The 23,610-nt window shown below is 70.7% G+C and carries 22 protein-coding genes; 11 read left to right on the top strand and 11 right to left on the bottom strand.

Features of this window, described 5'->3' with window-relative positions; genetic code table 11:
* The first annotated feature begins 90 nt into the window (after positions 1-90).
* Positions 91-2,487: a transglycosylase domain-containing protein gene (locus ACFYMM_RS01565; protein WP_388382692.1), complete on the top strand. Its 2,397-nt coding sequence runs from the start codon at positions 91-93 to the stop codon at positions 2,485-2,487.
* Between the two features lie 38 nt (positions 2,488-2,525).
* Here the strand turns inward: ACFYMM_RS01565 and ACFYMM_RS01560 are convergent, their stop codons facing one another.
* The 4 genes from ACFYMM_RS01560 to ACFYMM_RS01545 form a co-directional block, all read right to left on the bottom strand.
* Positions 2,526-4,661 (bottom strand): SpoIIE family protein phosphatase, encoded by a 2,136-nt coding sequence (locus ACFYMM_RS01560; RefSeq protein WP_388382691.1) that lies wholly within the window; start codon positions 4,659-4,661, stop codon positions 2,526-2,528.
* Positions 4,662-4,954: 293 nt separating this feature from the next.
* Positions 4,955-5,656 carry a DUF402 domain-containing protein gene (locus ACFYMM_RS01555; RefSeq protein ID WP_388382689.1) on the bottom strand — a complete coding sequence of 234 codons (702 nt, stop codon included), beginning with the start codon at positions 5,654-5,656 and terminating at the stop codon, positions 4,955-4,957.
* An 84-nt stretch (positions 5,657-5,740) separates the two neighbouring features.
* Positions 5,741-7,147, bottom strand: coding sequence for a class II fumarate hydratase (locus tag ACFYMM_RS01550; RefSeq protein WP_388382687.1), 1,407 nt, complete (start codon positions 7,145-7,147; stop codon positions 5,741-5,743).
* A gap of 171 nt (positions 7,148-7,318) precedes the next feature.
* Positions 7,319-8,986 (bottom strand): fumarate hydratase, encoded by a 1,668-nt coding sequence (locus ACFYMM_RS01545; RefSeq protein ID WP_388382685.1) that lies wholly within the window; start codon positions 8,984-8,986, stop codon positions 7,319-7,321.
* A gap of 166 nt (positions 8,987-9,152) precedes the next feature.
* On the opposite strand from ACFYMM_RS01545, the gene ACFYMM_RS01540 reads away from it, so the two are divergent.
* A complete protein-coding gene (locus ACFYMM_RS01540) occupies positions 9,153-9,854 on the top strand; it encodes a DUF1707 domain-containing protein (protein ID WP_388382682.1) in 702 nt (233 codons plus the stop codon).
* 174 nt (positions 9,855-10,028) lie between these two features.
* Positions 10,029-10,406: a WhiB family transcriptional regulator gene (locus tag ACFYMM_RS01535; protein WP_388382681.1), complete on the top strand. Its 378-nt coding sequence runs from the start codon at positions 10,029-10,031 to the stop codon at positions 10,404-10,406.
* 66 nt (positions 10,407-10,472) lie between these two features.
* Here the strand turns inward: ACFYMM_RS01535 and glpX are convergent, their stop codons facing one another.
* Positions 10,473-11,507, bottom strand: a complete 1,035-nt coding sequence (gene glpX, locus ACFYMM_RS01530; protein ID WP_388382679.1) for a class II fructose-bisphosphatase — start codon at positions 11,505-11,507, stop codon at positions 10,473-10,475.
* 127 nt (positions 11,508-11,634) lie between these two features.
* On the opposite strand from glpX, the gene ACFYMM_RS01525 reads away from it, so the two are divergent.
* Positions 11,635-12,159 (top strand): DUF4245 domain-containing protein, encoded by a 525-nt coding sequence (locus tag ACFYMM_RS01525; RefSeq protein ID WP_388382677.1) that lies wholly within the window; start codon positions 11,635-11,637, stop codon positions 12,157-12,159.
* 79 nt (positions 12,160-12,238) lie between these two features.
* Here the strand turns inward: ACFYMM_RS01525 and ACFYMM_RS01520 are convergent, their stop codons facing one another.
* The 3 genes from ACFYMM_RS01520 to xseA form a co-directional block, all read right to left on the bottom strand.
* Entirely contained in the window at positions 12,239-12,829 is a 591-nt protein-coding gene (locus tag ACFYMM_RS01520; RefSeq protein WP_388382675.1) for a malonic semialdehyde reductase, read from the bottom strand.
* A gap of 139 nt (positions 12,830-12,968) precedes the next feature.
* The gene (locus ACFYMM_RS01515) at positions 12,969-13,202 is read right to left on the bottom strand and encodes an exodeoxyribonuclease VII small subunit (protein ID WP_388382673.1); all 234 of its coding nucleotides are present in this window, start codon (positions 13,200-13,202) and stop codon (positions 12,969-12,971) included.
* A 9-nt stretch (positions 13,203-13,211) separates the two neighbouring features.
* Positions 13,212-14,504 (bottom strand): exodeoxyribonuclease VII large subunit, encoded by a 1,293-nt coding sequence (gene xseA, locus ACFYMM_RS01510; RefSeq protein WP_388382671.1) that lies wholly within the window; start codon positions 14,502-14,504, stop codon positions 13,212-13,214.
* A gap of 86 nt (positions 14,505-14,590) precedes the next feature.
* On the opposite strand from xseA, the gene ACFYMM_RS01505 reads away from it, so the two are divergent.
* The gene (locus ACFYMM_RS01505) at positions 14,591-15,607 is read left to right on the top strand and encodes a 4-hydroxy-3-methylbut-2-enyl diphosphate reductase (protein WP_388382669.1); all 1,017 of its coding nucleotides are present in this window, start codon (positions 14,591-14,593) and stop codon (positions 15,605-15,607) included.
* 78 nt (positions 15,608-15,685) lie between these two features.
* Entirely contained in the window at positions 15,686-16,432 is a 747-nt protein-coding gene (gene ppgK / locus ACFYMM_RS01500; RefSeq protein ID WP_388382667.1) for a polyphosphate--glucose phosphotransferase, read from the top strand.
* A 39-nt stretch (positions 16,433-16,471) separates the two neighbouring features.
* Here the strand turns inward: ppgK and ACFYMM_RS01495 are convergent, their stop codons facing one another.
* Entirely contained in the window at positions 16,472-17,002 is a 531-nt protein-coding gene (locus ACFYMM_RS01495) for a DUF6542 domain-containing protein (protein ID WP_388382664.1), read from the bottom strand.
* A gap of 188 nt (positions 17,003-17,190) precedes the next feature.
* On the opposite strand from ACFYMM_RS01495, the gene ychF reads away from it, so the two are divergent.
* Positions 17,191-18,279 carry a redox-regulated ATPase YchF gene (gene ychF / locus ACFYMM_RS01490; RefSeq protein ID WP_388382662.1) on the top strand — a complete coding sequence of 363 codons (1,089 nt, stop codon included), beginning with the start codon at positions 17,191-17,193 and terminating at the stop codon, positions 18,277-18,279.
* A gap of 97 nt (positions 18,280-18,376) precedes the next feature.
* On the top strand, positions 18,377-18,949 hold the full coding sequence (locus ACFYMM_RS01485) for a hypothetical protein (protein WP_388382660.1): 573 nt from the start codon (positions 18,377-18,379) through the stop codon (positions 18,947-18,949).
* 319 nt (positions 18,950-19,268) lie between these two features.
* Here the strand turns inward: ACFYMM_RS01485 and ACFYMM_RS01480 are convergent, their stop codons facing one another.
* Both ACFYMM_RS01480 and ACFYMM_RS01475 read right to left on the bottom strand, forming a co-directional pair.
* Complete coding sequence (locus ACFYMM_RS01480; protein ID WP_388382658.1) at positions 19,269-19,676, bottom strand: DNA-binding protein; 408 nt, start codon at positions 19,674-19,676, stop codon at positions 19,269-19,271.
* Entirely contained in the window at positions 19,673-19,948 is a 276-nt protein-coding gene (locus ACFYMM_RS01475) for a hypothetical protein (protein ID WP_388382656.1), read from the bottom strand. The genes ACFYMM_RS01480 and ACFYMM_RS01475 overlap by 4 nt, the downstream gene beginning before the upstream one ends.
* 502 nt (positions 19,949-20,450) lie before the next feature.
* Between ACFYMM_RS01475 and ACFYMM_RS01470 the strand changes: the two genes are divergently transcribed.
* The 3 genes from ACFYMM_RS01470 to ACFYMM_RS01460 all read left to right on the top strand — a co-directional run bounded on the left by ACFYMM_RS01470 (position 20,451) and on the right by ACFYMM_RS01460 (position 23,556).
* Positions 20,451-21,692: an argininosuccinate synthase-related protein gene (locus ACFYMM_RS01470; protein ID WP_388382654.1), complete on the top strand. Its 1,242-nt coding sequence runs from the start codon at positions 20,451-20,453 to the stop codon at positions 21,690-21,692.
* Positions 21,693-21,727: 35 nt separating this feature from the next.
* Positions 21,728-22,471 carry a 2OG-Fe dioxygenase family protein gene (locus tag ACFYMM_RS01465; protein WP_388382652.1) on the top strand — a complete coding sequence of 248 codons (744 nt, stop codon included), beginning with the start codon at positions 21,728-21,730 and terminating at the stop codon, positions 22,469-22,471.
* A gap of 89 nt (positions 22,472-22,560) precedes the next feature.
* A complete protein-coding gene (locus ACFYMM_RS01460) occupies positions 22,561-23,556 on the top strand; it encodes a DMT family transporter (RefSeq protein ID WP_388382650.1) in 996 nt (331 codons plus the stop codon).
* The last annotated feature ends 54 nt before the right edge of the window (positions 23,557-23,610 follow it).

The raw sequence follows: 23,610 nt of genomic DNA, 5'->3' as shown, positions 1-23,610 counted from the left end.
GATCGAGCGCTCTTTGTCATATAGACGGGTGTTAGCTTTCGAAGCTGACCGCGAGGGTGACCACGAGACGGAAGCGGAGTAGACGGACCCATGGGGCGAGCGGAAGAGAGACGAGCGCGGCAGCGCGGTGGCCACCGCGCGGCGCCCAGAGGTCGCTCGTCGGGTGCTCCGGCCGGCGGCGCGTCGGCCGGCGGCCCCCCGGCCGGCGGCGCGCCGGCCGGCGTGGAGAGCGGCGGCAGGGCCGCCACCAGGGCCGCCAGAAGCGGAAAGAGCGCCAAGGGCGCCAAGAAGGGCCTCATACGCCGGCTCTTCACCTGGAAGAAGATGCTCGGCACCTTCTTCGGCATGTGCCTGCTCGTGATCGCCGCCTTCATCGGCCTGTACCTGTGGGTGGACGTGCCGCAGGGCAACGCGGCCGCCCAGCAGGAGAGCAACGTCTACAAGTACAGCGACGGCTCCATCCTGGCCCGGGTGGGCACGGTCAACCGCGAGAGCGTGGACCTGTCCAAGGTGCCCAAGGACGTCCAGCGCTGCTTCGTCGCCGCCGAGAACAAGACCTTCTACACCGACGTCGGCATCGACTTCCGGGGCACCGCGCGCGGTCTGCTCAACACGGTGACCGGCCGCGGCACCCAGGGCGGTTCGACGATCACCCAGCAGTTCGTCAAGAACTACTACCTGAACCAGGACCAGACCGTCACCCGCAAGCTCAAGGAGATGGTCATCTCCCTGAAGGTGGACCGCGAGAAGTCCAAGGACTACATCCTCGCCGGCTACATCAACACCAGCTACTACGGCCGCAACGCCTACGGCATCCAGGCCGCCGCCCAGGCCTACTACCGGGTCGACGCGGACAAGCTCACGGTCGAGCAGGGCGCCTATCTCGCGGCCCTGCTGCAGGCGCCGAGCCAGTACGACTGGGGCGTCGCGTCCGCCACGGGCAAGAAGCTGGTGACGGCTCGCTGGAACTACGTCCTGGACAACATGGTCAAGCAGCACTGGCTCGACGCGGCCAAGCGGCAGGCGATGAAGTTCCCGGTGCCCAAGGACCCCAAGGGGACCCCGGGTGAGGAGGGCCAGAAGGGCTACCTCGTCCAGCTCGCCAACCAGCAGCTGGAACAGCGGCTCATGGACCAGCAGGGCATGACGCAGGCCCAGGCGGAGAACGCGGTCGTCGACCACGGCTGGACCATCACCCTGAACATCACCAAGAAGAGGCAGGCCGAGCTGGAGAAGGCGGTCAAGTCCCAGCTGACCAGCAAGCTCGACGCCAAGAAGCGCAAGGTCGACGGCAATGTGCAGGCCGGCGCCGTGTCCGTGGACCCCAAGACGGGCAAGATCGTCGCCCTGTACGGCGGCCAGGACTACTTCAAGCACTACATCAACAACGCGACCCGCCGGGACTACCAGCCCGCCTCCACGTTCAAGCCCGTGATCCTCGCCGCCGCGCTGGAGGAGAACGCCCAGACGCAGGACGGCAAGCCGATCAACGCCAACACGGTCTACGACGGCACCAGCGGCCGCGAGGTCGAGGACCACGGCACCAAGGTCGGCTTCGCCCCGCCCAACGAGGACAAGCAGAGCTACGGCCCCATCACCGTCCAGGACGCCATGGACAAGTCCGTCAACTCCGTCTTCGCGCAGATGGGCGTCGACGTGGGCATGGACAAGGTGATGAGCGTCGCCGGCAAGCTCGGCATGAACACCAAGGGCATGCAGGCGGTGCCCGCGCAGACCCTGGGCTCCATGGGCGCCAGCCCGCTGGAGATGGCCGGGATCTACGCCACCTTCGACAACCACGGCAAGAAGGTCACCCCCAGCCTCATCGCCTCGGCCGAGCAGAAGAACCGCACCGTCGACATACCGAACCCGGTCGGCGACCAGGTGATCAGCCGCACCGCGGCCGACACCGTGACCTCGGTGCTGACCGGCGTGGTCGACGACGGCACGGCCAAGGACTCGGTGGCCGGGAACCCCCTGCGCAACGGCCAGCAGGTGGCGGGCAAGACCGGTACCTCCGACAAGAACAAGTCCGCCTGGTTCACCGGCTACACCCCGGACCTGGTCACCTCCGTCGGCCTGTTCGGCGAGGAGAGGAATACCGGGCGCCAGGTGCCCCTGACGGGCGCGACCGGCCTGATCAAGAGCCCCGGCCGGATCAACGGTGGCGGTTACCCGGCCCAGATCTGGGCGACGTACACCTTCGGCGTGACGGACAAGGCCACGTTCGACCTGGAGACCACCCAGGGCGCCGCCGTAGCCCCGTCGGACACCCCGACCACCTCGCCGAGCCCGACCGCGACGGCCTCCCACTCGCCGAAGCCGTCCCACAGCCCGACCCACAGCCCGTCCAACAGCCCGTCGGACACCCCGACGACCAAGCCGCCGACGTCGTCCCCGCCGCCGACGAGCAACCCGCCGACCTCGCCCAACCCGCCGACCCCGACGGGCAACATCACGAACAACCCGCTCAACCCGGGCGGGTAGCAGGCGGAAGGAAGGGCGAGGGCACCGGCAGGGACCGGCTAGGTCCGGTTCAGTTCGAACCAGACCACCTTGCCGGTGCTCAGCCGGGTCGCGCCCCAGCGGCGGGCCAGGCGGTTGACCAGGTACAGGCCGCGGCCGCCCTCGTCGGTGGCCCGGGCCTGGCGCAGCCGGGGCAGCTGGGGCACGTCGTCGCCGACCTCGCAGCGCAGTACGTCGGTGCGCAGCAGACGCAGGGTCACCGGCCGGGAGGCGTAGCGCACCGCGTTGGTGACCACCTCGCTCACCAGCAGCTCGACCGAGTCGGTGAGGTCCTCCAGGCCCCAGCGGGCCAGCGCGCGCCGGGCCAGCCTGCGGGCCTGACCGGGAGCGGAGTCCTCCGGCTCCAGGAACCAGTACGCCACATCGCTCGGCGCGATCCCGTCGAAGCGGGCGGCGAGCAGCGCGATGTCGTCGTCCCGGTCGCCCGGCCCGAGCATGTCCAGCACGTCGTCGCACAGCGCCTCGAGCGGCGGCGGATGGTCGGCCCCGGTCAGCTGGGCGGTGGCGGCCAGCTTCTCGCGCAACTGCTCTATGCCGGTCCACACGTCCCGCAGCCGGGACTCCACCAGACCGTCGGTGTACAGGAGCAGCGTCGCCCCGGCGGGCGCGTCCAGCTCGACGGCCTCGAAGTCGACGCCGCCGACGCCGATCGGCGCGCCCGGCGGCACCCGCAGCACCTCGGCCCGTCCGCCCAGGTGCAGCAGGATGGGCGGCGGATGGCCGGCGTTGGCGATGGTGATGCGGTGCGAGACCGGGTCGTAGACGGCGTACAGGCAGGTCGCCATGCGGTCGGTGCCGAGGCGCTGGGCCTGCTCGTCGAGGTGGTGCAGGACCTCCTGCGGGGGCAGGTCGAGCCCGGCCAGGGTCTGGGCCGTGGTGCGCAGCTGGCCCATGATCGCAGCCGAGGTCATGGAGTGGCCCATGACGTCGCCGACGACCAGCGCGACCCGGCTGCCGGGCAGCGGGATGGCGTCGTACCAGTCGCCGCCCACCCGCGCGGTCTCGGCGGCGGGCAGGTACCGGGAGGCGAGCCGGACGCCGGTCGGCCGGGGGAGCGTCTCGGGCAGCATGGTGCGCTGCAGCTCGTCGGCGATGTAGGCCTCACGGCCGTACAGCACCGCCTTGTCGATGCCGAGGGCGCTGTGCGTGGCCAGCTGGGCGGCGACCAGCAGATCGTCCGCCTCGAAGGCCAGCCGCTCCGGGCGGCGCAGGAACAGGGCGGCGCCGATCACCCGGCGACGGCCGCGCAACGGCGCGAGGATCGCGTGCCGGCCGTCGGGAACGATCGATTCGCCTGACTCGCCGAGGAGTTCGGGCAGCGCCTCGCGGGCGCCGGGCGCGTCGGCGAAGACCGGCCGCACCCCGCGCAGCACCTCGTTGAGGGCGCCACCGGGCCGCACCTCGCACAGCTCGGCGGTCAGCGCGGACAGCTCCGACAGCGCGGACGGCTCCCCCTCCGGCTCGGGCAGCGGCACGGGCAGGAAACCGCCCTCGGTGTCCCGCTCCTCCGGGATCCGGTCGGTACGGCGCAGCCGCAGCACCACGGGACCGGTGGGCCGCTCGTCACCGACCGGCAGCGGGTCGCGCAGATAGACCAGGATCGCGTCCGAGAACGTCGGTACGGTCGCCCGGCACAGCCCCATCACGATCTCGTCGAGGTCGATGCCCCGGGCGATCCGCCGGGTGGCCGCGCCGACGAACCTGAGCCGGTCCCCGTCCCGCCGCATCGGCATCGGCCGCCCGGGCGGCAGCCCCCGCCCGCTGCGGCGCTCACCGTCGCCCGTCACCCGCTCCTGCTCGGCACCCGGCTGGGGCGGAATGCCCTCCGGCGTCGGACGCGGACGATGCTCCCCCACGCTCGAGTCCGCTCGCGCTGCAGGGGCCCCCATGGGCTCGTTGGTGGCCGGCTGGGAGTGCTCGGGGCCGTTGACGGGGGGCTCCTTCCGCTTGCCGCAGGGCGTGGTCGTACCCGGCCCGGCAGGCGTCTGGTCGGCGCGGGCCTGTGCCGCTAAGCCGCCGGCGCCGAGCGGCTGCGGGGCACGCAGGAGCGCCCCGCGGGTCTCCGCGGGGTCGACGCCCGGCTTGGGGCGCTCGTAGGAGGAGGTGGGCTGCTCCGTCACGCGTGTCGAATCCATCCGTTGGGGGCTGCGCGCCGCGCGCGCAGTTCGTCCCGCAGAAATCCCGATACCCGGAATACGTGCCTGGGGAACGGAATTCCCGCGTGGTCAGAGGCTGTTCCTGTGCCGTCGGCGCACCGTTCCCGGCCCGTCACGGCGTTGCCCTCGTGCCCCTCGCTCACTTCCTGCCGCCCCTCGGTGACGTACGGTCAAGCCCGGCGCAGTCTCCGGGAGTTGTCGCTGTCAGTTGTACCTGTGCGCCCTTGCGGAGGACGATCCTACGGTTGTGTACCGGGGGCGCATCAAGGGTCTCATGAGGACACGTGCGCGGGCGTACGGTCCCAGTCCTTCGGCAGCGACGGTACCGCCCAGGACGGGTCCGGGCGCCAGTTCTGCCAGCCCTGCGAGAACGGCGGCCCCCAGGCCTCGATCACCTCCACCGCGGCCCGCCCCGCCGACCGGACCCGCTCGGCGGTCTCCTCGTCCATCAGCCCGTCCCGCTGGGCCTGCGCGAACTCGTCCTCGTCCCGCCAGTGCCAACTCCGATCCGGATGAACGGAGATGTCCAGAAAGTAGTCCTCCGAGTCCACACCGCCGTCCCAACGGGACAGTGGCTGCTCAAGATTGACGTACCAGTTCTTGAAACACCAGCCCGGATCCCAGAACAACCACACCGACCAGGGCTCGCCCGGCCGGGCCAGCTTCAGCACGCCCGTGCCGAACCACCGGTCCAGCTGCACGGTGCGCGGCTTGGTGTAACGCGACTCCAGCGGCTCCAGGTGGACGGGCGTGCCGTCGGCCAGCACCGGCTTGACGCACTCGGTGCCCGGCGCCATCCAGACCGCGAGCAGCTCCGCGTCGTCGCGGACGACGGTGACGGGACGCGCGATGTGGAAGCGCCGGCCGGCGTTCTCCCGGTACCGCCACAGGATCTGGCTCCCGGCCGCCCAGAAGGCCGCCGGACCGCCCGCTCCCCCGCGTGCCACGCGTCTCATCGCTCCACCGTCTGCCATGCACAGATATTAGGTGCCGCAGGCATACGACGCTGCGGCGCGCGTCACGGTTCTGGCCGGACGGCGTGAATGGTTCGCGGGCGGTTACGGGCGCGTCATACGCAGGACATCCAGCGCCTCGTCCAGTTGTTCCCGGGTCAGGTCGCCGCGCTCCACGTACCCGCCCTCCAGCACCGCCTGACGGATCGTCTTACGTTCCGCGAGAGCCTTTTTGGCCACCTTCGCGGCCTCCTCGTACCCGATGTACTTGTTCAGCGGGGTCACCACGGACGGCGACGACTCGGCGTACTCCCGGGCCCGCTCCCGGTTCGCGGTGATCCCGTCCACGGTCCGTTCGGCGAGCAGCCGCGAGACGTTCGCCAGCAGCCTGACCGACTCCAGCACGTTCTTGGCGATGACCGGGAGCATCACGTTCAGCTCGAAGTTCCCGGCGGCGCCGGCGGTGGCGATGGTGGCGTCGTTGCCGATCACCTGCGCCGCGACCATCAGGACGGCCTCCGGGATCACCGGGTTCACCTTGCCCGGCATGATCGAGGAGCCGGGCTGGAGGTCGGGCAGCCGGATCTCGGCCAGCCCCGTGCGCGGCCCCGACGACATCCACCGCAGGTCGTTGGCGATCTTCGTCAGCCCGACCGCGATGGTCCGCAGCTGTCCGCTGGTCTCCACGATCCCGTCCCGGGCCCCCTGCGCCTCGAAGTGGTCCCGAGCCTCGGTCAGCGGCAGCCCCGTGACCCGGGCCACCTCCGCGATCACCGCGCCGGAGAACCCGGGCGGCGTGTTGATCCCGGTGCCCACGGCGGTCCCGCCCAGCGGCAGCTCGGCGAGGCGGGGGAGCGAGGCACCGAGCCGCTCGACGCCGTACCGGATCTGCGCGGCGTACCCCGCGAACTCCTGACCGAGGGTCACCGGCGTGGCGTCCATGAGGTGCGTCCGCCCCGACTTCACCACGTCGGCGAACTCCTCGCTCTTGCGGGTCAGCGAGCCGGCGAGCTGTTCCAGGGCCGGGATCAGGTCACGGGTGACCGCCGCGGTGGCCGCGATGTGGATCGAGGACGGGAAGACGTCGTTGGACGACTGCGAGGCGTTGACGTGGTCGTTCGGGTGTACGTCCCGGCCCAGCCGCTCACTGGCCAGCGTCGCGACGACCTCGTTGGTGTTCATGTTGGACGAGGTCCCGGAACCTGTCTGGAACACGTCGATCGGGAAGTGGTCGTCCCACCTGCCCTCGGCGACCTCACCGGCCGCCTCCTGGATGGCCTCGGCGATGTCCTTGTCGAGCACCCCCAGCTCGGCGTTCACCTTGGCCGCCGCCGCCTTGATCCGTCCGAGCGCCTCGATGTGCGCCCGCTCGATCCGCTGCCCGGAGACCGGGAAGTTCTCGACGGCACGCTGGGTCTGCGCCCGCCATTTCGCCTCTGCGGGGACCCGGACCTCGCCCATGGAATCGTGCTCGATGCGGTACTGCTGGCCTTCGGACTGACCGTCTGTCATGGGTGACACCTCCATGGGGGACAGCATCGGGGAGACACACGGTGTTCCCCGGCCGCCCGTCCACACACCCGCGGCCCTTCGTCCGGCCGGCCCAGCGCCCACCGGCACGGCCACTCGACGGCACCCTCCGCCCGCCCCTGTCCGCGCCAGGGGCGGGCGCCCGCCACACCGCTACGCCAGGCCGGGCCCGCGCACCGGGATGCTGGTGAACGTGGGCTGCGGGGCCGGGTTCTGGAAGAAGTCGTTGCCCTTGTCGTCCACCACGATGAACGCCGGGAAGTCCTCGACCTCGATCTTCCAGACCGCCTCCATGCCCAGCTCCTCGTACTCGACGACCTCGACCTTCTTGATGCAGTCCTGGGCGAGGCGGGCCGCCGGGCCGCCGATGGAGCCGAGGTAGAAGCCGCCGTGCGCGTCGCAGGCGGCCGTGACCTGCCGGCTGCGGTTGCCCTTGGCGAGCATCACCTTGGAGCCGCCCGCCGCCTGGAACTGCTCGACGTAGGAGTCCATGCGGCCGGCCGTGGTCGGGCCGAAGGAGCCGGACGCGTAGCCCTCGGGGGTCTTCGCCGGGCCCGCGTAGTACACCGGGTGGTCCTTCAGGTACTGCGGCATCTCCTCGCCGGCGTCGAGGCGCTCCTTGATCTTGGCGTGCGCGATGTCGCGGGCCACGACCAGCGGGCCGGTGAGCGAGAGGCGGGTCTTCACCGGGTACTTGGTGAGCTCGGCGAGGATGGCGTCCATCGGCTGGTTGAGGTCGATCCTCACGACGTCACCGGCCTCGTCCAGATGCTCGTCCGTCGTCTCCGGCAGGAAGCGCGCCGGGTCCGTCTCCAGCTGCTCCAGGAAGACGCCCTCGGGGGTGATCTTCGCGAGGGCCTGGCGGTCGGCGGAGCAGGAGACGGCGATGGCGACCGGGCAGGACGCGCCGTGCCGGGGCAGCCGCACCACGCGCACGTCGTGGCAGAAGTACTTGCCGCCGAACTGCGCCCCGATCCCGATCTTCTGCGTCAGCTCGAAGACCTTCTGCTCCAGCTCCTTGTCCCGGAAGCCGTGGCCCAGCTCGGAGCCCTCGGCCGGGATCTCGTCCAGGTAGTGCGCGGAGGCGTACTTCGCGGTCTTCAGGGCGTACTCGGCGCTCGTACCGCCGACGACGATCGCCAGGTGGTACGGCGGGCAGGCGGCCGTACCCAGCGAACGGATCTTCTCCTCCAGGAACTTCATCATGGAGGCCTCGTTCAGGACGGCCTTGGTCTCCTGGTAGAGGAACGACTTGTTGGCGGAGCCGCCGCCCTTCGCCATGAACAGGAACTTGTACGCGCCGCCGTCGGTGGCGTACAGCTCGACCTGCGCGGGGAGGTTGGAGCCGGTGTTCTTCTCCTCCCACATGGTGAGCGGAGCCATCTGCGAGTAGCGCAGGTTGAGGTTCAGGTACGCGTCGTAGATGCCCCGGGAGAGGGCCTCCTCGTCGCCGCCCTCGGTGAGCACGTTCTGTCCGCGCTTGCCCATGACGATCGCCGTGCCGGTGTCCTGGCACATCGGGAGCACGCCGGCGGCCGCGATGTTGGCGTTCTTCAGCAGGTCCAGCGCCACGAACTTGTCGTTGCCGGACGCCTCGGGGTCGTCGATGATCCGGCGCAGCTGGGCGAGGTGCGCGGGCCGCAGGTAGTGCTGGATGTCGTGGATGGCCTCCTCGGCGAGCTTGCGCAGCGCCTCCGGCTCCACCTTGAGGAAGGTCCGCCCGTCGGCCTCGAAGGTGGAGACACCCTCGGAGGTCACCAGCCGGTACGGGGTGGTGTCCTCTCCCATGGGGAGCAGATCGGTGTACGCGAACTCAGGCATCTCAGCCCATTCCTCACTCTGCGGACGGCGGCCCGCCGACGTTGGCGGGCCTCACCAGCCTAGAACCTGGCTCCGACGTCGAATCTGTGAGGTAGGGCTCAGTCGCGGCTCGCCAGGTTTTCCACAACCCTAGTCGCGATCTATCGCGTTTCGGTACGCTGCTGTCGTGGACCTTCAGAAGCAAGCCCCCGGGCAGGGCGCGTCGCCGCGTGTTTCCGAACTGCGCGCCTCGGACGCCGACCGTGACCGCATCGCCGACATCCTGCGGGACGCCCTCGCCGAGGGCCGCCTCACCGCCGACGAGCACGCCGAGCGGGTGGAGGGGGTGCTGAACGCCAAGACGGTCGGCGAGCTGGAGGTCTTCATACGGGACCTGCCCGCCGCCCACCGGGCCGCGTCGGCCCCCGCCTACACGCCCGTGCCGCCGAGGCCGACGCCCGGTGCGATACCGGCCGAGGCCGACGCCAACGTGGTGGCCGTCTTCAGCAGCGCGGTGCGCCGGGGCCGCTGGCGTGCCGGGCGCCGGTTGCACGCGTACGCCGTCTTCGGCACGGTCGAGATCGACCTCAGCGAGGCGATCTTCGAGTACCAACAGGTCGTGATCAAGACAGTGTCGGTCTTCGGCACCGTCGAGATCCGCGTCCCGGAGAACGTGACGCTGCGCGGCAGCGGCGGCGGCGTGCTGGGCACCTTCGAGGTGGACACACTGGATTCGGTCGAGTCCGACGCGCCGGTCGTCTACGTCGACGGGTGGGCCGTGCTGGGCACGGTCGAGGCCCGTCCGAAGCGGGGAAAGGTCGTCGCGGACATCCTGGACCGTGTGCACCACAAGGTGGACAAGGCTTTGCGCAAGCACGTCGGCCGTTGACGGCCGCGAATCCGCCCGGAACCGGAAGGAACCGGTCCTGCGGCGGCGGGCGCACAGGGTCGTGAACCAGCCGTCGCGCTCCGGCGGTCGGGAACGCAGTGCATAGGCCCGCGCACAGCGGGTAGGCCTTGCTGCATCGTCTCTCGCTCGCGAAGCCGTCGTCAGGAGTAGACCGTGCTGCAACCGCCGCATTCGTCTCTGCAGGTAGCCGCCGTACCGGCTCAGCGGGAGCCAGTGCGGGACAGGGACCAAGACGCCCCCTGGCACACCGAGGCGGTGTGCCGGCGCGACGAGGCCGGCCTGTTCTTCGCACCGTCCAAAGAGCCCACCGCCGCCCGGCTGTCCCGCGAGGAGGCCGCCAAGCGGGTCTGCGCGCGCTGCCCGGTGATGGTCGAGTGCCGCGAGCACGCGCTGCTGCAGCCCGAGCCCTACGGCGTCTGGGGCGGCCTCACCGCCGCCGAACGCCGGGTGGTCCTGGCCCGGCGCCGCCGCCGCGACCTGGAGCTGAAGAAGACGGCCAACGCGGCGAACCGCATAGCGGCGGCGGGCTAGCCGATCACGTACCCAAGAGGGCGCCCCCTCCGCACCAGGGGGCGCCCTCTTGTGTACGCCGCGCGGCTACTTGGCCCGGTCGAAGTCGATCGCGCTGTAGGCCCGCAGCTTGCTCAGCCGGTGCTCGGACTCGATCCTGCGCACCGTCCCGGACTTCGACCGCATGACGATCGAGTCGGTCGTCGCGGTCTCCGACCGGTACCGCACACCCCGCAGCAGCTCGCCGTCGGTGATGCCGGTGGCGACGAAGAACACGTTCTCCCCGGTCACCAGGTCCTCGGTGGTCAGCACGCGGTCGAGATCGTGCCCGGCGTCGACGGCCCGGGCGCGCTCCTCGTCGTCCTTGGGCCACAGCTTGCCCTGGATGGTGCCGCCCAGGCACTTCACGGCGCAGGCCGAGATGATGCCCTCGGGTGTGCCGCCGATGCCGAGGAGCATGTCGACGCCGGTGCCCTCGCGCAGTGCGTAGATCGAGCCGGCCACGTCACCGTCGGAGATCAGCTTGATGCGCGCGCCTGCCTCCCGGATCTCCTTGATGATGCCCTCGTGGCGGGGGCGGTCGAGGATGACGACCGTGACGTCCTCGGGCGTGGACCGCTTGGCCTTGGCGACCCGGCGGATGTTGACCGACACGGGCGCGTTGATGTCGACGAAGTCGGCGGCCTCGGGGCCGGTGACCAGCTTGTCCATGTAGAACACGGCGGACGGGTCGAACATCGCGCCGCGCTCGGTGGCGGCCAGCACCGCGATCGCGTTGGGCATGCCCTTGGCGGTCAGCGTGGTGCCGTCGATCGGGTCGACGGCGATGTCGACCTCGGGCCCGGTGCCGTCGCCGACGCGCTCCCCGTTGAAGAGCATCGGAGCCTCGTCCTTCTCGCCCTCGCCGATGACGACCACGCCGTTCATCGACACGGTGGAGACGAGGGTCCGCATGGCGCGCACCGCGGCACCGTCGGCGCCGTTCTTGTCACCGCGCCCGACCCAGCGGCCGGCCGCCATCGCGGCGGCTTCGGTCACCCGGACGAGTTCCAGGGCGAGGTTGCGGTCGGGGGCCTCGGAGGGGACATCCAGTTCCGAGGGCAAATGATGATGCTCGGTCATCGGAGCGCACCTTTCTGATACGACGACGGCCGGATGAGGGTGTTGGCCCCGACTCTATCGCCAGGCGGACAAAATGAGCAGGGCCCCCCACGGATGAGCGCATCCGGCACCTGCGACGATAGGGGACGTGGCAGGTACGAACGGCAGGCAGAAAACGGTCCGGGACATGATCCTCTCCCTGGGCCTGATCGGGATCGCGGCTGCGGTGATCTATTTCTTCGTCCCGCACGACGATCACGCTCCCGACGTGAAACGGGTCGACTACCGCATCGAACTGCTCACCGCGCGCCGCGCCGCCTCCTACCCGGTGGCCGCGCCCGAGGGTCTGCCGGACACCTGGAAGGCGACCTCGGTCCGCTTCCAGGGCGAGGCGTCCAACCGCTGGCACCTGGGCTTCCTGGATCCCGACGGCAAGTACGTCCAGATCGAGCAGTCCGCTCAGAAGCGCGCGGACTTCATCGACCAGGCGAGCCAGGGCGCGTCGGCGACGAAGACGACCGAGCGGATCGGTGGCCGCACGTGGACGCGCTACACCGGCGGCCGCTACGACGCCCTCGTCCTGGAGAACACACCGGGCTCCACGACGGTGGTGGCGGGTACGGCGCCGTTCGCCGAGCTGACGAAGATGGCGCAGGCGCTGAAGATGGCGTGAGACCGGGCCCGGCCAGGCACGCGAAAGAGGCCCCCGGCGGTGCTGGGGGCCTCTTTCGCGCGTCTTGCCGGGGGGTGGCTCAGACGGTGGTGACCACGTCGTCGAAGGCCAGGCGCGGGGAGCGCGGGAACCAGGCGTCCTCGCCCGGCTTGCCGATGTTGACGACCATCAGCGGGGTGTGGTCGTCGTCCAGGAACTCCTTGCGGACGCCCTCGAAGTCGAGGCCGGTCATCGGGCCGGCGGCCAGACCCGCCGCGCGGACGCCGATGATGAAGTAGGCGGCCTGGAGGGCGGCGTTGAGCCCGGCGGCGTTCTCGCGGGCCGCGCGCTCGCCGAAGAAGACGTCCTTGGCCTGCGGGAAGTGCGGGAAGAGCTGGGGCAGCTCCTCGTGGAACTCGTTGTCCGCGGAGAGGATCGCGACCAGCGGGGCGGTGGCCGTCTTGGGCCGGTTGCCCTCGGCCATGTGCTGGACCAGGCGCTCGCGGGCCTCGGGGGAGCGGACCAGGGTGATGCGCAGCGGGGACTGGTTGAAGGCGGTGGGGCCGTACTTGACCAGGTCGTAGATCGCCTGCACCTGCTCGTCGGTCACCGGCTCGTCGGTGAAGGTGTTCGCGGTGCGGGCCTCGCGGAACAGGAGGTCCTGGGCGGCGGGGTCAAGGGCGAGAGACATGCGGGATCTTCCTCACGTACGCGTCCCGGTCCGGGCGGGGCCGGACGGGCTGACGGCATCGACACTACGACAAGGAAGTTCAACCTTCAACAAAAACGGGAGCGTGGTGACCCGCTTCACAACCGCCGCCCTCCTCGGGCTACCGCTCCCCGGCCTCCCCGGCCTCTTCCTCCTCGGCCAGCGCCGCGTCCAGCCGGGCCCGGGCACCCTCCAGCCAGCGCCGGCACACCCTGGCCAGCTCCTCGCCGCGCTCCCACAGGGCGAGGGACTCCTCCAGGCTCGTACCGCCGGCCTCCAGCCGCCGTACGACCTCGATCAACTCGTCCCGCGCCTGCTCGTACGAGAGCGTCTCTTCCGCCACCTTGCCGGTCATCCGCCCACCCTAGACATCGCTTTGAACCTCACTCTGAACTTCACTCCGAACTTCACTCCGAACCTCGCCCCGGACTTCGCTGTCACCGTCGCCCTGATCGGCGACCCGCACCGTGAAGGCGCCCCCGGCGACCCGCGCGCGCAGCGTCTCGCCCGCCGACACCTCCTGCGGAGCGCGCACCACATGGCCGTCGGCCCGCTGCAGCACCGCGTACCCGCGCTTCAGCGTGGCGGCGGGGGAGAGCGCCACCACGCGCGCGTGCGTGTGGCCCAGCTCCGAGTCGGCGCGGTCGAGGAGGTGGCCGAGGGTGCGCCGGCCACGGTCGGCGAGGGAGGTGACGTGCTCCGCCCGCTCGTCGAGCATCCGGTGCGGATCCTCCATGCACGGCCTGGCCAGCGCGTGCGCCAGCCCCCGCTCCTCCCGCTCGACCAACGCCCGCGCACACCGCCGGGCCCGGTCGCGCAGCATCCGCACCCGCTCCAACTCCTCCCCGACGTCCGGTACGACCTTCTTGGCGGCGTCCGTCGGAGTGGAGGCGCGCAGGTCGGCGACGTAGTCGAGGAGGGGGTTGTCGGGCTCGTGCCCGATGGCGGAGACGACGGGTGTACGACAGGCCGCGACCGCCCGCACCAACTGCTCGTCGGAGAACGGCAACAGGTCCTCCACGCTGCCACCGCCCCGGGCGACGACGATCACGTCCACCCCCTCGGCCTCGTCCAGCTCCTTGACGGCCTGCACGACCTGCGGCACGGCGTGCACGCCCTGCACGGCGACGTTGCGCACCTCGAAGCGGACGGCGGGCCAGCGGTGCCGCGCGTTCTCCAGCACGTCCCGCTCGGCGGCGGAGGCACGCCCGCAGACCAGCCCGATCAGCTGCGGCAGGAAGGGCAGCGGCTTCTTGCGCTCGGCCGCGAACAACCCCTCGCTCGCCAGTGCCTTCTTCAACTGTTCCAGCCGCGCGAGCAGTTCGCCGACCCCCACCGGCCTTATCTCGGCGGCCCGCAGGGACAGCTGCCCGCGCGGGGCGTACCACTCCGGCTTCGCGAGGACGACGACCCGGGCGCCCTCACCGACGACATCGGCGACGGCGTCGAACACCTGCCGGTAGCAGGTGACGCTCACCGAGATGTCGTACGACGGGTCGCGCAGCGTCAGGAACACCACCCCGGCCCCCGGCCGCCGCGACAACTGCGTGATCTGCCCCTCGACCCACACGGCGCCGAGCCGGTCGATCCACCCCCCGATGAGCCGTGACACCTCACCGACGGGCAGGGGGGTCTGCGGGGACGAGTTCACTGCCATGCCGCGAGACTAACGGCCGGGACCGACAGTGCCCGCCCTCCCGGGCCGCCCCGGCCCGCCGAAGGCGTCCGGGCGGCGGCCTTACGATGGGTGCCATGACCGCTTCGCCTGGCCGCCGTGTCCTGCTCGCCGCCCCCCGTGGCTACTGCGCGGGTGTGGACCGCGCCGTGATCGCCGTCGAGAAAGCCCTGGAGCAGTACGGGGCTCCCGTCTACGTCCGGCACGAGATCGTCCACAACAAGTACGTCGTGCAGACCCTGGAGAAGAAGGGCGCCGTCTTCGTCGAGCGGACCGAGGAGGTCCCGCCCGGGAACATCGTGATGTTCTCCGCGCACGGCGTGGCCCCCGTCGTGCACCAGGAGGCCGAGCGCGGCCGCCTGGCCACCATCGACGCGACCTGCCCGCTCGTCACCAAGGTCCACAAGGAAGCCGTCCGGTTCGCGAACGAGGACTACGACATCCTGCTGATCGGGCACGAGGGCCACGAGGAGGTCATCGGCACCTCCGGCGAGGCCCCCGACCACATCCAGCTCGTCGACGGCCCCGAGGACGTCGCCAAGGTCGAGGTCCGCGACCCCTCCAAGGTCGTCTGGCTGTCCCAGACCACGCTCTCCGTCGACGAGACCATGGAGACCGTCGACGCGCTGCAGGAGAAGTTCCCGCAGCTGATCTCGCCGCCCAGCGACGACATCTGCTACGCCACGCAGAACCGCCAGCTCGCGGTGAAGCAGATGGGCGCGGAGGCGGAGCTGGTCGTCGTGGTCGGCTCGCGCAACTCCTCCAACTCCAAGCGGCTCGTCGAGGTCGCCAAGCTGGCCGGCGCCCGCGCGGCCCACCTCGTGGACTTCGCCGACGAGATCGACGAGGCCTGGCTGGAGGGCGTGACCACGGTCGGCGTCACCTCCGGCGCGTCCGTCCCGGAGGTCCTGGTCGAACAGGTCCTCCAGTGGCTCGCCGAGCGCGGCTACGAGGATGTGGAGATCGTCAAGGCGGCCGAGGAGTCGATCACCTTCTCGCTGCCCAAGGAACTCCGCCGCGACCTGCGCGAGGAGGCGGCGGCACTGGTCGCCGAGCGCGGCGGCTCCGGCACCCCCGAGGCGTGACGGCGGGGCCCGGCGGTGCCCATGACACCCGCCCGGCCGGGGCGCGTGACGGTCAGTCGTACGACGTAACGTAGGGCCATGCAGATCTTCGGCGTGGACATCGGCGGATCCGGGATCAAGGGCGCCCCTGTGGACCTGGCCAGGGGCGACCTCGCCCAGGAGCGCCACAAGGTGCTCACCCCGCACCCGGCGACGCCCGAGGGCGTGGCCGACGGGGTGAAGCAGGTCGTCGACCACTTCGGCTGGACCGGCCCGGTCGGCCTCACCTTCCCCGGCGTGGTCACCGGCGGGGCGACGGTGCGTACGGCGGCGAACGTCGACAAGAGCTGGATCGACACGGACGCGCGGGCGCTGTTCAGCGGGCGGCTGGGCGGGCTCCCGGTGACGGTGGTGAACGACGCGGACGCGGCGGGCGTCGCCGAGATGCAGTTCGGCGCCGGTCAGGGCCGGCGGGGCACGGTCGTGCTGCTCACCTTCGGCACCGGCATCGGCAGCGCGGTCTTCACCGGCGGCGAACTCCTGCCCAACACCGAGCTGGGCCACCTGGAGCTGGGCGGCCACGACGCGGAGAAGCGGGCCTCCAGCAAGGCCAAGGAGGACCACGACCTGACCTGGGAGCAGTGGGCGCACCGGGTGCGGAAGTACCTGGCCCATGTGGAGATGCTGTTCTCCCCCGAACTGTTCATCATCGGCGGTGGCGTCAGCCGCAAGGCCGCCAAGTTCCTCGACCTGATCACCGGCATCCAGGCCGACATCGTGCCGGCCCAGCTGCAGAACAACGCGGGGATCGTGGGGGCGGCGATGCAGGCCGCGAAGAACACGTAGGCGCTGCCCGGTGGGGGCGGCGGATCGGGGCCGGGCGCCTCAGGGGCGGCGCCGGCGTTGCCGTACCGCCGCCACCCGTCGTACGAGCACGAGCCCACCGGCGATCAGCGTGCCGCCGTACAGCCAGCCGGCCTGCGTGGCCAGGTAGGTGACCAGGGACATCAGCCGGCCCGCGAGGCCGCCGGCGCCGTCGGTGATCGGCAACAGGCCGGCCGCGAAGGCGATCGGCACGACCACGGGCGCGGTCAGCAGGTCGTCGCCGCGCACCCACAGCGCGGTCAGCGCGCACACCGGCAGGAACAACAGGCCGTACACCGCCGGTGACGCGCCGAACAGCAGCTGGTCGAGACAGCCGAGCAGGAACATCACCGCACCGCAGAACAGCCCCCCGCCCAGCCCGGTGAGCCGGGGGTTGGGCAGCCGCCGCACGGGAGCCGCCTCACCGGCCGCCCGCGCCGGGCCGGGCCCCCGCTGGCCCACCGGGCGGCGTCTGGCCTGCGGCGGCAACGGCGCGGGAGGCGTACCGCGTCGCTGTCCCTCGGGCCGGCCTGGCGTCCTGTGTTGCTCCACTGGACCAACTTAGGTCGGCTTATGTGTCGAACGGCCCGTCAGACACGCCGATGGCCGCAGCTTGGCCATGGGTTCGAAGCGCCCGCCGATCCGCCGCCGGGGACGCCGTAGACTGGTGGATCGGCCAGCACCCTGGCCCCCTCACCCCCTGGCAGCCTCTGGCCCTCTCACGTACGGGAAGTCGCAACGTGTCGCTCACGATCGGAATCGTCGGTCTGCCGAATGTCGGCAAGTCGACCCTGTTCAACGCCCTGACCAAGAACGACGTGCTCGCGGCCAACTACCCGTTCGCGACGATCGAGCCGAACGTGGGCGTGGTGGGCGTCCCGGACGCGCGCCTGACGAAACTGGCCGAAATCTTCTCCTCCCAGCGCGTCCTGCCGGCGACCGTCGACTTCGTCGACATCGCGGGCATCGTGCGCGGCGCCTCCGAGGGCGAGGGCCTGGGCAACAAGTTCCTCGCGAACATCCGCGAGTCCGACGCGATCTGCCAGGTCATCCGCGCCTTCAAGGACGAGAACGTCGTCCACGTCGACGGCAAGGTCTCACCCAAGGACGACATCGAGACGATCAACACCGAGCTGATCCTCGCCGACCTGCAGACCATCGAGAAGGTCCTGCCGCGCCTCCAGAAGGAGTCGCGGATCAAGAAGGACGTGGCCCCGAAGGTGGCGGCGGTCGAGGCGGCCAAGGAGATCCTGGAGAAGGGCGACACCCTCTTCTCGCAGGGCGTCGTCCAGGGCGGCGAGCGCGCGGAGCTCCTCCACGACCTGCACCTCCTGACGACCAAGCCCTTCCTGTACGTCTTCAACGTCGACGAGGACGAACTGGTCGACGACGACTTCAAGAACGAGCAGCGCGCCCTGGTCGCCCCCGCCGAGGCGATCTTCCTCAACGCCAAGCTGGAGGCGGACCTCGCCGAGCTGGACGAGGAGGACGCCCTGGAGCTGCTGGAGTCGGTCGGCGCCGAGGAGCCGGGCCTGGCCACCCTCGCCCGCGTCGGCTTCAACACCCTCGGCCTGCAGACCTACCTCACGGCCGGCCCCAAGGAGTCCCGCGCCTGGACCATCAAGAAGGGCGCCACGGCCCCCGAGGCGGCCGGCGTGATCCACACCGACTTCCAGAAGGGCTTCATCAAGGCCGAGGTCATCTCCTTCGGCGACCTGGTCGAGACCGGCTCGGTGGCAGAGGCCCGCGCGAAGGGGAAGGCGCGGATGGAGGGCAAGGAGTACGTGATGCAGGACGGGGATGTGGTGGAGTTCCGCTTCAATGTGTAGCGGGTGACATATCACCACGCCACTGATCTGGCAAACATGCAGGTCAGAAGGGGGCCGACTCTTCGGGGTCGGGCCCTTGGTTTTTTCCCGTGCTGGGATGGTGCTGGGATGGCTGACCCCTCGTCACCTGTCGTCATCCCTGGTCATCCGTACCGTGCTGGGATTGTGCTGGGACGTGGATGCGGCGCCGGTGCTGGGTTCTGCTCAGGTGAGTGGCCGAACCGTGGGACGGCGACTGCTGGCATCCCGCCCGTTCACCGCCGACAGCATGCTGCTATTCCAGATGGCCGCAAGCCGGGACGCGTTCCTCTCGCTCTTTCCGAACATCCTGCCGAGCGAGGCGCATGACGGCGCTCCGCTGAGGGGCCCTGTCGTCGCCACTTACTCCCGTCACGACCGGGCGACGGGGTTCTGGCACCTGCGGGCCGAGCAGCAACCTGGCATCGGACACTCCGGAATTGGTCCGGCCCCAGCGCCCATGTTCACCACCCCCCTGCTGCCACTCGACGAGCGGTATCCGCACTCCGCGCTCGACCATCGTTTCGTCAACATCGACGCCTCCGACGTGTATGTTCGCGGGCGCCACCTCAATCCGGCAGGTGCCCATTCCGATCACGTGCGCGCTGAGTCGGCACACCTGCTACTCACCCTCGCGGACTACTCGCGCTGAGGAGACGGTCCAAGGTCCCCCTCGCCAGAGGACTGCACCGTCGCGCAACTCGTGTACGCCGGCACCACTCATCCGCTATGCCTCGCGCAGCCGACCGTGGAACCGCTCACTCAACCTTGACCCTCCCGGGCCCTTCAAAATGACCCCACGGGTTTCGTTGGGCTCAGCCGCGGGGTCGGTGAGACAGCGCTCGTATTCGAGCTGATCGCCGACGCCTTTGCCCACCTGGAACAGGGTCACGCCAAGGGCAAGGTCGTCGTCCAGATGTCGTGATCCAGTCACAATCAGCAGGTGAATTCAAGCTGAGTGAACGCCGAGGTCAGACATCCTTGATCTGTACTCCGTCGCCGCACAGTTTCGACCAGTCGTCGCGGTCCGAGGTCAGCACCAGGACGGGCGCTGGCGAGCGGAGCACCATCGCGGCGACGAGTGCGTCGATGGCGTACTTGTGACCGTGCAAGCCACCGGCGTCGCTCAGCAACTGCACCGCGGTGAGGCTGTCCGCCTGGGTGACGTCCTGGACCTGAAGGCGGGAGAGCACCCAGCGCAGCCGGGCGGTATCTGTCTTCCCGTAGACGGCCTCCACCACAGTCAGGGCCGATACGAGGACGGGCACGCCTACGCGCCGGGCGGCCTCGATCCGGGTGATCATCTGGCGGTCGTTGCGCAGCAGTAGCGACAGCGCCTGGGAGTCGAGCACCAGGGACCTGGCCGCGGGCTCCTTCACGCGGCGCTGTCGTTCGACGCGTAGGGCGCCGGTGCGTCACCAAACAGTTCGCTCTGCGCGGCCTGGACCTCGGCATCGCTCAGCGGCTCGTGCTCGGCTTCGTAGGCAGCCACGATCTCGGCGAGGCCGTCCATGGCGAGCTGATGCCGGACTGCCGCCGTCACGTATGCGGACACGCCGCGCTTACCGGTACGGGTGCGCAGGGCACCGAGGAGTTCGGAGGGCATCGACACGGAGATGTTCTCCGTGCCACCGGGGCGGGATGACTTCATGGCCACAAGTCTAGTACAGAAACTATTACAGCGTCTGGAGCGCTGTGCGGCCTGTATCCGGGGCGGGCGCTGATGCGTAGTCTTGGCGCTTCTGGATCTTCTTGTACTTTGCAGTGAATCCCGTGCTGGGACGGTGCTGGGATGCGCCCGCATACCTGCAGGTCAGAGCCTTGTGGTGGAGTTCCGCTTCAACGTCTGATCCGTCTGACGAAAGGCCGTGACCTGCGGTGGAGCGGGTTGGGCGGCCTTTGCTGTCCGCGGGGAGTCGGCAGGGCGCCGGCTCCCTCGACGCGACCGCGGGCCGTCGTCGGATCGCAGCCGGGGCCGGACTGCCCCTGGGCGGCCCCTCATCGCCCTGACGAGCCGAGATCACGCGTCGGGGCTTGTCGGTGTCCATCCTCCGGAGCCTGCCGTCGCGGGTGGCGTCCGGGTCCGGTCATGGCCGGGCGCGGCCGTCGGGAAAGCGTTGTGCCGGGCGCCGCCGGGCAGAAGTCTGCTCCCCGTGACCACAACAGAGGCTGCGAACACCGCAACGTCCCCGCTCGTCCGTTCCTTCGGCCAGCTCGCGGACCTGGACCCCGACCGACCGGTCGTGACCCTGTTCAGCGGCGGGCTGGACAGCTCCTACCTGCTGCTGCGCCTGCGCCGGATGGGATTGCGCGAGGTGCACGCCGTGAGCGTGGACATCGGCGAGGACGAGTCCGGCCCCTACAAACGCCAGGTGGCCGAGGCGCTCGGCGCACGGCTCCACCTGTTCGACCGGCGTGCGGAGTTCGCCGACCGCTTCGTCGCACCGGCCATCGCCGCGCAGGCCGTGTACCTCGGCATCCACCCGGTCAGCTCCACGCTCAGCCGTCCGCTCATCGCGGAGACCGCGGTGCGGCTGGCCCGCTCGCTGGGCGCGCAGGCCGTCCTGCACACCGCCAACCGTTCGCAGAACACCCTGCGCCGGCTCAACGGAGCGCTGGCGCTGCTCGGGTACGAGGGCGCGTACGGCAGCCCGTACGACCTCGACCCCGTCACCCGTGAGGACAAGCTGACCGCCCTGCGCGCCGCCGGGGTCGACCTGCTGGCCGGACGGATCGTGAGCGGCGACTCCAACCTGTGGTGCCGCGAGTTCGAGTCGGGCATCCTCGACGATCCCGAACACCACAACGTGCCCGAGGAGATGTACGCGTGGAGCCGGCCCACCGCCGCGCCGGGCGCCACCGAACTGCTCACCGTCACCGTCGAGAACGGCCGCCCGGTCGCACTGGACGGCGCCCGGCTGCCGCTCACCGAACTGATCGAGCAGCTCAACCGGCGCGTGGGCGCCTACGGGCTGGGCCGCTACTCGGGCCTGGAGCACCTGGACCACGGCGAGAAGGTCCTGGAGATCCGCGAGATGCCGGCCGCCTGGCTGCTGCTGAGCACCTACCGGCACATCGAGAGCGCCTGCCTCGATGCCGAACTCGTCCGGGAGAAGCGGCACCTGGAGCAGCTGTGGGTCCGGGAGGCGCTGGAGGGCCGGTGGTTCGGCGAGCTGCGGCTGGCCGCCCAGTCGTTCGTCGACGCCTGCGCGTTCCGGACCAGCGGCAGCGTCACCTGGCGGCTGCGCACGGGCGGTGCCGACACCCGGTCCATCACCGCCGACCGGCCGCTGTACCTGCGGGACCGGGAGGAGTGGGAGGACCTGGCGATCGCCGCCGAGTCGGCGCCGTTCGACGCTCCCGCCGTCCCCGCGCTGCTTCCCGCGACCGCCTGACCACCCCCACTTCCACGACGTACGGAGTCGCACCCATGACCACCGCTCTCGCCCACCCCGCCGCCCTCGACGCCGTCGCCGCCCTGTCCGGGCCCGGCGGGCATCTGATGCCGTCGGCCGAGCTGTCCTCGCTGCTCGGTGTCGACGCCACCGACTGGGCGCGGTTCGCCGCGCACTGGGACGAGCTGACCCTGGACACCTACATGGCCGACGGCGGCACCTACCGCTTCCGCCGCTACGGCCAGTTCGACCTGGATCCGGCCGCCGGGGAGCTGACGCTGCTGCCGCACGAGCCGTACCGGCAGGAGACCGACGTCAATCCGCTCAACGGCGGCGTCGAGCGGATCTTCGACCCGCTGACGGTGTCGTTCGTGGGCGACCCGCTGCTGCGCTCGGTGCTCGTCACGCTCGGCCGGATCTTCGGCTCCGTCCTCGGCCCGGACACGGACGGCACCCGGCGCTGGAACGTCAAGCTGCACCCGTACCGGATCAGCGCCGCCGACGGACAGGTGGGTCAGCCCGCTCCCGAGGGCCGGCACCGCGACGGGGTCACCTTCATCACCTCGCTGCTGATCGGCCGTACCAACGTCGGCGGCGGCGAGAGCGGGGTGTACGCCGACTCGGGCGCCCACCTGCTGACGACTACGCTGTCCGAGCCCGGTGACCTGCTGCTGGGCGACGACCGCCGCACGCTGCACTCGGTGACCCCGGTGCATCCGGTGGACCCCGCGCTGCCCGCACACCGTGACGTCCTGGTGATCGCGTACACAGCACGCTGAGTGCCGACCGCCGCGCGCGCCAGGCTCCCGTCCCCTTCGCAGCACCGTCTTCGCAGCACCGTCGTCCCCAGTTCCGCAGAGGAGTGCCCATGACCGTCACCGCGGCCCGCAGCAGCCGGCTGACCGATCTTCCCGTCCTGCTGGTCGCGGTGGTGTGGGGCTCCAGCTATCTGGCCGCCAAGGGTGTCACCACGGAACGGACCGTGCCGGCCGTGCTGGTGCTGCGGTTCGCCGTGGTGCTGCCGGTGCTGGTCGCCGCCGGCTGGCGGCGGCTGCGCGGCCTGAGCGCCGTGCAACTGCGCGGGGCCGGACTGCTGGGACTGATCCTCGCCGGGATCTTCCTGCTGGAGACGTACGGCGTGGTGCACACCTCGGCGACCAACGCCGGGCTGATCATCAGCCTCACCATGGTCTTCACACCGCTGGCCGAGAGCCGGGTGCGCGGCACCCGGCTGCCGGGCGCCTTCATGGCGGCCGCCGGGCTGTCGGTGCTCGGCGTGGCGCTGCTCACCCAGGGCGCCGGTTTCAGCGCCCCGACCGTCGGCGACCTGCTGATGCTGGGGGCCGCCGTCGCCCGTACCGTGCACGTCCTCGCCATGTCCCGCATGGAGTCGGTACGCGGAGCGGACGCGCTGTCGCTGACCACCGTCCAACTGGGCGGGGCGGTCGTCGTGTTCGCCGCCCTGGTGGCGCTGCCGGGCACCGGTGCCTCGCCCTGGGCGGCCGCGGCCGGCTTCGGCGCCGGGGACTGGCTCGGGCTGCTCTACCTGTCCGCGTTCTGCACTCTGTTCGCGTTCTTCGTGCAGATGTGGGCGGTGCGCCGTACCTCCCCGTCCCGGGTGAGCCTGCTGCTCGGCACGGAGCCGGTGTGGGCCGCGGCGGTCGGTATCGCCGTCGGCGGCGACCGGCCCGGCTGGCTGGGCCTGCTCGGCGCGGTCCTGGTGCTCGCCGGCACGGCGTGGGGGCGGTCGGTGGCGGACCGGGAACGGGGACCCGCGAACGCCACGGAGACGGCGGCCGCGGGGGCGGGAGCCGAGGCCGCGGGGGCCGGGATCCGTCCGGCGGATCAGGTCGCCGGACAGTGACGGCGCCTCATCAACGCGGGTGGGCGGGGGTGATGGGGTACGTATCCCCCCGGC

Source organism: Streptomyces sp. NPDC006739 (assembly GCF_042869815.1).
Lineage (GTDB): Bacteria > Actinomycetota > Actinomycetes > Streptomycetales > Streptomycetaceae > Streptomyces.
Note: the sequence above shows the minus strand (reverse complement) of the source record. Positions and strands in the feature narration are given on the sequence as shown.